The 8,453-nt window shown below is 72.5% G+C and carries 6 protein-coding genes; 2 read left to right on the top strand and 4 right to left on the bottom strand.

Annotated features, from left to right (window positions below):
* A partial coding sequence (glgB, locus tag HP507_RS09570) for a 1,4-alpha-glucan branching protein GlgB (protein ID WP_420890011.1) occupies positions 1-2,304 on the top strand: 2,304 nt, incomplete at its 5' end.
* Positions 2,305-2,532: 228 nt separating this feature from the next.
* Here glgB and HP507_RS09565 read toward each other — a convergent pair.
* On the bottom strand, positions 2,533-3,549 hold the full coding sequence (locus HP507_RS09565; protein WP_175351553.1) for a tetratricopeptide repeat protein: 1,017 nt from the start codon (positions 3,547-3,549) through the stop codon (positions 2,533-2,535).
* Entirely contained in the window at positions 3,546-5,282 is a 1,737-nt protein-coding gene (locus tag HP507_RS09560) for a DUF8094 domain-containing protein (RefSeq protein ID WP_175351552.1), read from the bottom strand. The genes HP507_RS09565 and HP507_RS09560 overlap by 4 nt, the downstream gene beginning before the upstream one ends.
* 187 nt (positions 5,283-5,469) lie before the next feature.
* Between HP507_RS09560 and HP507_RS09555 the strand changes: the two genes are divergently transcribed.
* Entirely contained in the window at positions 5,470-7,329 is a 1,860-nt protein-coding gene (locus tag HP507_RS09555; protein WP_175351551.1) for a coiled-coil domain-containing protein, read from the top strand.
* Between the two features lie 67 nt (positions 7,330-7,396).
* Here HP507_RS09555 and HP507_RS09550 read toward each other — a convergent pair whose 3' ends face one another.
* Together HP507_RS09550 and HP507_RS09545 are read right to left on the bottom strand one after the other, a co-directional pair.
* Entirely contained in the window at positions 7,397-8,143 is a 747-nt protein-coding gene (locus HP507_RS09550) for an alpha/beta hydrolase (RefSeq protein ID WP_175351550.1), read from the bottom strand.
* A 4-nt stretch (positions 8,144-8,147) separates the two neighbouring features.
* The gene (locus HP507_RS09545; protein ID WP_175351549.1) at positions 8,148-8,453 is read right to left on the bottom strand and encodes a hypothetical protein; all 306 of its coding nucleotides are present in this window, start codon (positions 8,451-8,453) and stop codon (positions 8,148-8,150) included.

The following is an 8,453-nucleotide window of genomic DNA, read 5'->3' as shown; positions in this document are numbered from 1 at the left end:
GCCACCACCGGGCCGGGCGACGGCGCGGACGCACCCACCAGCGAGGGCGGGACCCCGCTCGCCGCAGCCGACGTGACCGGGGCGACCAGCGACTCCCGGCCGGCCACCGGCAGCACGACGGACGCCGCCGCTCCCCGCCCCGCGCCCATCGAGGAATGGCTGCGTCAGCAGGTCGCCGAAGCCCGCTGGTCGCAGCCGCACGACGTGCTCGGGCCGCACCCCGTCGACGGCGGCACCAGCGTGCGCGTCGTCCGGCACCTCGCGACCGCCGTCCGCATCGTCCGGCCCGACGGGGACGACATCGAGTTGACGCACGAGGGCGACGGTCTCTGGGCCGGAGCCACCGCGGGCGAACTCGGCCGGTACCGGGTCGAGGCCGACTACGACCCGGACCCTTCGGCGGACAGCGACGACATCACGTGGACGACGGACGACGCCTACCGCTTCCCACCGACCATCGGCGAGCTCGACCTGCACCTCTTCGGCGAGGGCCGCGACGAACAGCTGTGGCACCACCTCGGCGCGCACGTCACGACCGTCGACGGGGTCGAAGGCGTCTCGTTCACCCTCTGGGCACCCCGCGCCACCGCGGTCCGCGTGATCGGTGACTTCGAGGGGTGGGAAGGCCGCACCACCGCGATGCGCCGCCTCACCGACCTCGGCGTGTGGGAACTGTTCTGGCCGGGCGCGCTCGTGGGCCAGCGGTACAAGTTCCAGCTCCTCACCGACTCCGGCTGGGTCGAGCGCGCGGACCCGTTCGCGCGCCGCACCGAGGTGCCTCCGCTGACCGCGTCCGTGATCGACGACTCGCACCACCAGTGGTCCGAGGGCGATGCGCAGTGGATGGAGCACCGGGCGCGCACCACCACGCACGACCGTCCGATGAGCGTGTACGAGGTGCACCTGGGATCGTGGCGTCCCGGGCTGTCGTACCGCGAGGCCGCCGATCAGCTGATCGGGCACGTGCAGTACCTCGGGTTCACCCACGTGGAGTTCCTGCCGCTCTCCGAGCACCCGTTCGGCGGCTCGTGGGGCTACCAGGTCACCGGATACTACGCGCCGACGGCACGGTTCGGCTCCCCCGACGACCTCCGGTACCTCATCGACCGTCTGCACTCCGCGGGCATCGGCGTGGTCATGGACTGGGTGCCCGGGCACTTCCCGAAGGACGAGTGGGCGCTCGCGAAGTTCGACGGCTACGCGCTGTTCGAGCACCCGGATCCCCGCCGCGGTGAGCAGCTCGACTGGGGCACCTACGTGTTCGACTTCGGGCAGCCGCAGGTCCGCAACTTCCTCGTCGCGAACGCGCTGTACTGGCTCGAGGAGTTCCACATCGACGGGCTCCGGGTCGACGCCGTCGCCTCGATGCTCTACCTCGACTACTCCCGCACCGAGTGGTTGCCGAACATCCACGGCGGGCGAGAGAACCTCGAGGCGATCTCGTTCCTGCAGGAGACGAACGCCACCGCGTACAAGCGCTACCCCGGCATCGTGATGATCGCCGAGGAGAGCACGTCGTGGCCCGGCGTCACACAACCCACGAACGCCGGCGGCCTCGGGTTCGGCCAGAAGTGGAACATGGGCTGGATGCACGACTCGCTCCAGTACATCGAGCGCGAGCCCGTCTACCGCAGCTACCACCACGACGAGATCACGTTCTCGTTCGTGTACGCCTTCAGTGAGCAGTTCACGCTGCCGATCAGTCACGACGAGGTCGTGCACGGCAAGGGTTCCCTGTACGGCAAGATGCCCGGCGACGAGTGGCAGAAGCTCGCGAACGTCCGCGCCTACCTGGCGTTCATGTGGGCGCACCCCGGCAAGCAGCTCCTCTTCATGGGGCAGGAGTTCGCCCAGTCCTCCGAATGGTCGGAAGCCCGCGGGCTGGACTGGTGGCTCCTCGACGACCCGGGACACCGGGGCGTGCAGGACCTCGTCTCCGCGCTCAACCGGGTCTACCGCGACACGCCGGCACTCTGGACGCACGACGCCACACCGGACGGCTTCGAGTGGATCGAGGGTGGCGACGCACCGCACTCGACGCTCGGGTTCCTGCGCAAGGACGGCGACGACCGGCTGGCGGTGTTCGTGAACTTCTCCGGCGTGCCGGTGGAGCGACGCTTCGGGCTGCCGGCGGCCGGCGCGTGGCACGAGGTGCTCAACACGGACGCCTCCGAGTACGGCGGGTCCGGCGTGGGGAACCTCGGCGTCGTCACCGCGGAGGACACCCCGTGGGCGGGACGCCCCGCGTCCGCGCACCTCGTGGTGCCGCCGCTGGGCGCCGTCTGGCTGAAGCTGGCGCGGTAGCCGCGACCACCTGACGGACGGGCGGCCCGGTGCCGGCTGGCACCGGGCCTCCCGTCCGTCGCACAACCGCGTGCGCCGCGTGCGCCGCGTGCGCCGCGAGACGGAAGCAGTACGCGAAAGCGACAGTGTTCGCGCGGAATCCGCGCGAACACTGTCGCTTTCCCGGACCACTCCGGCGGACCAGCCCGGCGGACCGCTCCGACGGAGCGCCCGGCGGCGGCGCCGCGGTCAGTACAGGGCGCTCGCCAGGCGGCGCCGGGCCGCGACGACTCGGGGATCCTCGGCACCGATCAGCTCGAAGTACTCGACGAGCCGGACGCGCAGCGCCTCGCGCTCCTCGCCGAACACCGTCGGCACGAGGTCGAGCAGGCGGCCGAACGCGTCCTCGACGTGCCCGCCGGAGATGTCGAGGTCCGCGACGGCCAGCTGCGCCTGCACGTCCGACGGTCCGGCTGCCGCGGCAGCACGGATGTCGTCGGCGGTGCGGCCGTTCAGCCGGTCGAGCAGCGACACCTGCGCGAGCCCCGCAACGGCCATCTGGTCGTGCGGGTCCTGCGCGATGGCGGTCTTGTACTCCTGGATCGCGGTGGCGTAGTCGCCCTGCTCGATCGCGTCGTACGCGGCCTGGTGGTGCGGCGGCAGTGGCTCCGGCTCGGGCTCGCCCTGCTCGGTGACGTCGGCGGAGGCAGCCCCGTCGACGGTCACACGGCCGGAGACGCCGTTCTGCTCGGCGGCGGCGAGCACCTGCTCGTAGACGTCGCGCACCTGCGCCTCGGGCAGCGCTCCGACGAAGAGTCCGAGCGGGCGCCCGCCGATGAGCGCGGCCACGGTGGGGATCGACTGCGCTTGGAACGCCTGGACGAGCTGCGGGTTGGTGTCCGCGTCGACCTTGGCGAGCAGGACCCGGCCGTCGTACTCGGCGGTGAGCTGCTCGAGGATCGGCGAGAGCTGCTTGCACGGCCCGCACCACTCGGCCCAGATGTCGACGATCACCGGGACGATCGTGGAGAGCTGCAGGACGTCCTGGAAGGTCTGGTCGGTGACGTCCAGGACGAGCGACGGGACGGTCAGGTCGGCGCCGGTCTCGCTGCCGGGCGCACCGGCCGCGGACGCACCGGCCGGGCCGCCACCCTGGCCGGCAGCGGGGCCGCCGGTGGGCTGCGGCGGCCGCTGCGCGCGGTCGACGAGGGACGACAGGTCGACGGCTCCGCGGAGACCGGACGGGGTCGGGGGGACGTTGGTCATTGCACCTCACTCGCTGCTGTCAGGCCCTGCGTGAACCCGAGCAGGACCACTTTGTCATCGGTGCCCACCGGGGGCACGTAGAAGAGCAGCTGCACGCCGTACGTGGCGCTGATGCCCTTCGTGCTGGAGTCGACGCCGGAGAGGGCCTTCACCGCACCCTCGGTGTTCACCTCGGCGCCGGCCGCCGTCGGCGTGACCTTCTCGATCTCGTTCAGGTCGGCGGAGACGAGTGCCCCCGCGCCGTCCGTCGCGATCGCGACCGCGCTGTCGTCCGGGACCTCGGACGAGTACTCGATCTTCGCGGTGTCGGGCAGCGCATCGGACTTCTTGTCCTTGTACGCCTTCCCGATGGTCGAGCGGAGACCGTCGCCGTCCGACTGGAAGAGCGACGCGTACGTGCTGTCCTCGTCCTTCGACAGGATGTCGCCGTACGCCTTGGCGATCTGGTCCGGCGCGATCGAGAGCAGCTTCGTGTTCGACGCGAGCAGCGCGGCGCCGAGGGAGGTGGGCGCGAGGCTCGGGATCTTCGCGGCGGCCTCGAGCGAGACGTCGTACGCGACCTTGTAGTCGTCGCGCGCGGAGTCCTGCACGAGCGTGAGCGCCTGCGGCGCGGACTTCGCGTCGCAGTCCTCGGCGACGACGGCGAACACCGTGCGCGGCCACGAGTCGGTCTGCTGCGGCAGCGCCACGCACACCTGTTCGGCGGAGATCGCGGGCGGGGCGTCGACGTCGGAGTCCTTCCCGCGGATCGTGTAGTTCGCCTCGCGCAGGTCGAGCGCGGCACCGGTGAACCGCTGCGCGGCGATCTTCGCGTCACGGGCGTCGTCGGCCTTCTTCGCGACATCGGCCACCCGCTGCACGATGCGACGGATCTGCTGCTCGGTCGCGGCGGTCGGCTCGGTCTGTCCAGCGGCGCCGGTGGCGGTCGCGGTGGGGGTCGGGCTGGCGGCCGACCCGCCCTGGGGCCAGTAGTCGGACGAGCACCCGGCCAGACCGAGCGCGCCGACGAGCACCACGGGGACCGCCACGAGGGCACGGCGTCCGCGACGGCCACGGACCGGCACCTGGGCACCGGCCGCTGCTGCACGGCGGGAGGCACGCACGCGCGGCGGACGCGATCCCCCGCTGCGACGGCGCGGGCCGCGGCCGCGACGCTGGTGGACGAAAGCCCAGATGAGCAGGACGACGCCGCCGACGAGGAAGACGGCGCCGGCGACGAGCAACGGGCCGACGGTCGGCGTCGCGGTGTCCCGCGGCCAGGTCACCGACACGTCGCTCGGAGCCGCGGCCTTGCCGTCGCCGACGATGATCACGGAGACGTCCTTCGGCAGCCGCACGGTGAACTGCCCCGCGCCGTCGTACTCCTGGTACCAGAGATCGCTTCCGGCGGGGTCCGGCACCGAGGTCGCGCTGCCGGTCGTGCGACCGACGAGCTTCGCCTGCTCCGCATCGAACCGCAGGGTGGTGTGCTTCGCGTCACCGACCCAGGCGTCGACGTCGGTGCTCTTGCCGTACGCGGCGAACACCTTGCCGGAACCGGACACGTTGATGCGCTGGTAGCCGGGGTTGGCGTTGAGCGTCGACCCCGGGATCACCGTCACCGGGGCCGAGGCCTTCGACGACGATGCCGCGACCAGCGACGACGGTGGCTCGAACACGGTCCGCTGGCCGACCGCGAGCGCGACGAGCAGCAGACCGATGACGAAACTGACGATCGCCAGGACGAATCGCACGGATCTTCTCCCTACCGCGCCGGGGTGGGGGTGTCGGCGCGCGAATCAGCGCTCCAGGATAGCGAGGGAGTCTGGACAGCGCATCCCCCGCCGCTGTCCGCGGTCACAGCCGCCGGTGCCCGCGCGCCACTACAATCGGGCCCGGGCCTTCCCTGCGCCCTCCCGCCGAGCACCCAGGAGCGAACACGTGGCGAACGACGAGGCAGAGTTCGGAACCGAGCTGCGCGGGTACCGCCGCGAAGACGTGGACCGTGCCCTGAACGACCTGCGCCGCGAGCTCATCAAGTCGAACAACGACCGCGCCGACGCCGCCAAGGAGATCCGTCTCCTGCAGTCCCGCGTCTCCGAGCTCCAGGGCGAGCTCGACGAAGCCGGCACCCCGACGTACAGCGGGCTCGGCACCCGTCTCGAGTCCACCCTCCGTGTCGCCGAGGAGCAGTCCACCCGCCTGATCAGCCAGGCCGACATCGACGCGCAGCGCCTGCGCGCGTCGAGCCGTGCGGAGGCCGACCGCACCCTGCGCGAGGCCCAGGACGAGGCGCGCGACACCCTCGAGGACGCCCGCACCCGCTCCACCGACGAACTCACCCGCGCGCGCGCCGAATCGGCCGACACCGTCGAGCGTGCGCGCGCGGAGGCCGGCCTCCTCGTGCAGGACGCCCGCAACGAAGCGGCCGCGATCCGCGGTGCCGCCGTCACGGAGGCCGCCGAGGTCCGTTCCGTCGCCATCCGCGAGACGAACGCCCTCCGCGCCCAGGTCGAGCACGAGGTCGCCGAGCTCCGCGAGATCGCCCAGCGCGAGTCCGCCGAAGCCCGTCAGGCCGCCGCGGACCTCACCCGTGAGACCGAGCACCGTCGCAGCGTGTTCGAGGCGGACCACGCGCGACGCGTCGAAGACCTCGACCGTGAGGAGACGACCCGCCGCGACGCCCTGGAGCGCGAGGTCACCGAAGGACGTGCCGCCTGGCACCGCGAGCGGGACGAGCAGCAGCAGGCGCACGCGCTGGAGCTCGAGACCGGGCGCGCCGACCTCGCGGCCGAGGTCGACCGGCGCCACGCCGAGATCGACGCCGAGCTCGCCGACCGCCGCCGGGTCCTCGACGAGGAGCTCGCCGCCGCACGCGCCGAGTGGGAGCGCGAACTCGCCGCGGCCCGCACCGCGCTCGCGCAGGAGATCGAGGCCGCACACGCGCAGCTCCGCGTCGACGAAGAGCAGACCCGGGCCGAGAACGCGCGCCTCGTGCAGGAGACCGCCGACCGCATCGCCCGCGAGCTCGACGAGCACGCCAGCCGTATCGAGCGCGAGCGCACCGAGGCCGAGGCCGCCGCGGAACGCGCCGCCCGCGAGCACGAGAACGAACTCGCCGCTCGCCGCGAGCGGGAGCACGCCGAGGTCGACACCGAGATCGCCGACCGCCGCACGGCCGAGCTGGGAACGCTCGAGGCGGAGCGCACCGCCCTGCGCCAGGAGATCGACACCGCTCGCGCCGACCTGAAGAAGGAGCGCGACGAGGTCCGTGCCGAGATCGCCCGGGAGCGCGACGAGGCCCGGACGACGCTCGAGTCGGAGCTCGCCGCTCGCCGTGACGACGCCGAGCAGGACTACCTGCAGAAGCACCACGAGACCGTCACGGAGACGCAGAAGTACCTCGACGAGGCGAACCTGCAACTCGCCGAGGCGACCCGTCGTGCGACCGAGGCCCGGGAGCGTGCCGAGCGGCTCCAGCAGGAGGCCGACGACCTCGAGCGCTCCAGCACCTCGGACGCGCAGGAGCACGCGCGGACGATCGTCGCCGACGCGCAGGACCGCGTGCACAAGATGATCGCGGACGCCGAGGAACGCACCGCGGGCATCATCGCCGAGTCGGAGGACCGGCTCGCGGCGATCCGTACCGAACGAGACGCGGTGGCCGGGTACCTCGAGAACCTCCGCGGCGTGTTGACGCACGCCACGGGGCTGCTCGGCACCGGACCGTCCGTGTCCGACGACGCCGACACCGCAGCAGACGAGGCCGCGGACGACAGCGAGGATGCGACCGCGCGCTGACGCACAGGGGCCTGGAGGCGCGACCCGCGCCTCCAGGTCGGCTCTCGTCGTCGACGCGGGCCGCTGGTCAGGCCGGAACGTGCGTCGGCAGCGGCGCGCTGCCGGGGACGACGAGGTCCGCGATCGCGTCGAGCACGATCCGCACGTACCGCTCCCCCACCCAGAGGTGCTTCGCGCCCGCGACGGGGACGACGCGGACGTTCGGTGCGAGCGCGAACCGTCGCGTCGCCTCAGCCGGCTGCAGGAAGTCGTCGTGCTCCGGCACGAGCGCCACCACCGGGACGGACACGTCCGCCCAGCGGGCGAGTTCCTCGTCGCTCGTGCGGTGCAACGGCGGCGACAGCAGGACGACCCCGGCGACCCGGCCGGCCTCGACGTGCTCGAGTGCGTGCTTGAGGATCACCTCGGTGCCGAACGACCAGCCGACCAGCCACGGCGTGGGCAGGCCGCGGTCGGCCACGTCGGCCACCGCGGCGCGGAGGTCGAACCCCTCGGAAACGCCGTCGCCGAAGACGCCCTCGGAGGTCCCCCGTGGCGACGTCACCGACCGGAAGTTGAAACGCAGCACGGCGATGTCGGCGAGGGCCGGCAGCCGCGCTGCGGCCTTCTTCAGCACGTGGGAGTCCATGAAGCCGTGCGCGGTCGGCAGCGGGTGCAGGGTGACGATCGTCCCGCGGGCCGGACGGTCCAGCGGTTCGGCGATCTCCCCCACGAGCGTGAGGTGGTCGTCGGTGACGAGCTCGATGTCCGTCCGCCGTGCGGGCAGCTCGGTGTTCGAGCGGATCTCGTCGGTGCTCACGAGGCGGTCCGGCACGTGGTCATGCGATGCTCCAGCAGTGGTTGTGCCAGTGGCGGCGGGACGCGAGGTCGGCTTCGTCACCGAGGACTCCATCGGCGCGCCACACGACCACGTGGGCGACCCCGGGCAGCACCGTGCCGCCGCAGCCCGGGCAGACGTACTCCTTCTGGGCGGACGCGGCGGAGACCGGCTGCACGAGGAACTCGCGCCCGCGCCGGACCTCGGTGCGCTTCCAGGAACTCATCAACCGGTCGAGGCCGGTCGGCTCCTCATCCTGCTCGGAGCCGCGGCCACGAGGACGCCGCGGCCGGTTGCTGCGCGGCAC

Source organism: Curtobacterium pusillum (assembly GCF_013359865.1).
Lineage (GTDB): Bacteria > Actinomycetota > Actinomycetes > Actinomycetales > Microbacteriaceae > Curtobacterium > Curtobacterium pusillum.
Note: the sequence above shows the minus strand (reverse complement) of the source record. Positions and strands in the feature narration are given on the sequence as shown.